This is a genomic window from Shewanella sp. TC10 (assembly GCF_009663145.1).
Taxonomy (GTDB): domain Bacteria; phylum Pseudomonadota; class Gammaproteobacteria; order Enterobacterales; family Shewanellaceae; genus Shewanella.
Window position 1 is genome coordinate 1 of sequence record NZ_VKHR01000119.1, and the last position, 2,242, is coordinate 2,242.

The 2,242-nt window shown below is 40.6% G+C and carries 2 protein-coding genes and 1 pseudogene; all 3 read left to right on the forward strand.

Annotation, left to right across the window (positions count from 1 at the left end):
- Positions 1-50 precede the first annotated feature (50 nt).
- Entirely contained in the window at positions 51-980 is a 930-nt protein-coding gene (locus FNZ24_RS21340) for an adenosylmethionine decarboxylase (protein WP_153916811.1), read from the forward strand.
- A 31-nt stretch (positions 981-1,011) separates the two neighbouring features.
- Positions 1,012-1,944: an agmatinase gene (gene speB / locus FNZ24_RS21345; protein WP_153916812.1), complete on the forward strand. Its 933-nt coding sequence runs from the start codon at positions 1,012-1,014 to the stop codon at positions 1,942-1,944.
- 172 nt (positions 1,945-2,116) lie between these two features.
- Positions 2,117-2,242 (forward strand): annotated as a pseudogene (locus tag FNZ24_RS21350) (pyridoxamine 5'-phosphate oxidase); the annotation flags it as partial.

Here is a 2,242-nt window from a genome sequence, read left to right on the forward strand (position 1 = left end):
CTAAAAACGCAGAGTCAGTWWRCTGACTCTGCGTTTTTAGGTTTTGAAATATGTTTTTTGAAGGTTCGGAAAAAAAGATTGAAGTCATCTTAGCTGACTCGTCTCAAAAATTGCGCAGTTTTGGTAAGCCTTTTTGGGCTGAAATTGTTGCGTGTGCCAATGCTGAAATTCTATCGTCAATCAGTAATGATTATTGTGATGCTTATTTATTGAGTGAGTCTAGCTTATTTGTGTGGGATGACCGTTTTGTCATGCTCACTTGCGGCACGACAACGCTTGCAGATGCAGTCATGTCGTTCATCGAACATGTCGGTGAAGAAGCGATCGGGTTTGCCAGTTATCAGCGTAAAAACGAATATTTATCTCATCTGCAATCGAGCTCTTTTCAAGATGATTTGAAAAAAATTCGTCAAACCATTACTGGTAATGCTTATCGTATTGGTCATTTAGATTCACACCATCATTATATGTTTAGCAGTAAGAAACCTTTTACTGCGCCAACGACAGATGTGACCAATGAACTGTTGATGTACCATATTAATGGTGATGCTGCTGACTACTTACGTGGGGTTAATCAATCGGCCCAAGGGATCCGCGACTTATTACAACTATCAGACTTGTTTCCAGGTTTTGTAGTTGATGACTTTTTGTTTGAACCGTTTGGCTACTCCATAAACGGGATCAAGGGGCAAGAGTATTTTACGATTCATATCACCCCGCAAGAAAAGAGCTCATATGTGAGCTTAGAGACAAATGTGGATTTATCTCAACACCCTGTTGATATTTACTCAAGGTTACTGACTACACTGAACCCAGGTAGTTGGGATGTGATTGGCTTTAATTCACCTAAAAATACTGAAGGATTCCCAGCGCATTTATGTTTGGGGAGCTGCTCGCTTGCTACAGAGCAAGGATACGATGTTAACTTCAGTCACTATCAGCAACTTTGTCATGAAGTACTGATACCAGAATATTTGTAGTTATTGGCGTTCAGCCTTTACGGAGATTTTTATGAGCACTTTTGCTGAAAAAGCAGATTATTCATTATATTCAAATGCATTTGGTTACTTACGTCAGCCGCTTAACTTTAAGCCGACTGAAACAGATGCTGATGTGGTTGTGATTGGTTTGCCATTTGATATGGCAACAACAGGTCGCTCTGGTGGCCGAATGGGGCCTGATGCGATTCGCCGTGCTTCAGTAAACCTTGCTTGGGAAGAAACGCGCTGGCCGTGGGACTTTTCGATCAGTGAAACCATCAATATTGTTGATGCTGGCGATCTGGTTTTTGATTGTGGCGACCAAGAAGATTTTACGACTCGTTTAGAAGGCTTTGCTACACGCATTCTTGATAGCGACAAGGCATTGTTAAGCTTTGGCGGCGACCACTTCGTTACTTTACCTTTATTACGTGCGCATTATAAAAAGTACGGCAAAATGGCGTTACTTCATTTTGATGCACATACAGACACTTATAGTCAGGGTAGCAAGTACGATCATGGCACGATGTTTTTCCATGCGCCAAATGAAGGTTTAATCGCAGCTGAAAACTCAATTCAAGTGGGTATTCGTACTGAATATAATACTACAGATCATGCATTTAAGGTGATTGATGCAGCAACGGCCAATGACTTAACAGCAGACCAAATTGTTGAGCAAATTAAACAGCGTGTAGGTGATATGCCGTTATACGTAACGTTTGATATTGACTGTTTAGACCCAGCTTATGCACCAGGTACAGGTACGCCAGTATGTGGTGGCCTAACCAGTGATAAAGCGATGAAAATCATTCGTGGTTTACGTGGTATGAACATAGTGGGTATGGATGTGGTTGAAGTTGCTCCAGCTTACGATTCTGCTGATATTACTGCATTAGCGGGTGCGACATTAGGCCTTGAGCTTCTTCACGTTTGGGCTGAAGGCAAAGGTTTAGTTAAAGCGTAAGCTTGAACATAAAGATTACTGAGACAGTATCTATTTTTAAAAACCAACGCTGGACGTTGGTTTTTTTATGTCTGTATTGAAATGAACAAACTAAAGCGAGTAATTATCAGCAATCTCATGATCATATATCAGTAACTGTGAGTATAATGAGTGTAATTAAAGAGGTATCTAAATGAATGATTTAACAGATATCCGCCGTGAATATACTCAAGGTGGATTGCGCCGTAATGATTTACCAGAAAATCCGATGGATTTATTTACTCAGTGGATTGAACAAGCCAAATGTGCTGAGTTAACC

Coding starts and splice junctions, on each gene's coding strand:
- FNZ24_RS21340 (WP_153916811.1), top strand. CDS start 51: ATGTTTTTTGAAGGTTCGGAAAAAAAGATTGAAGTCATCTTAGCTGAC.
- speB (WP_153916812.1), top strand. CDS start 1,012: ATGAGCACTTTTGCTGAAAAAGCAGATTATTCATTATATTCAAATGCA.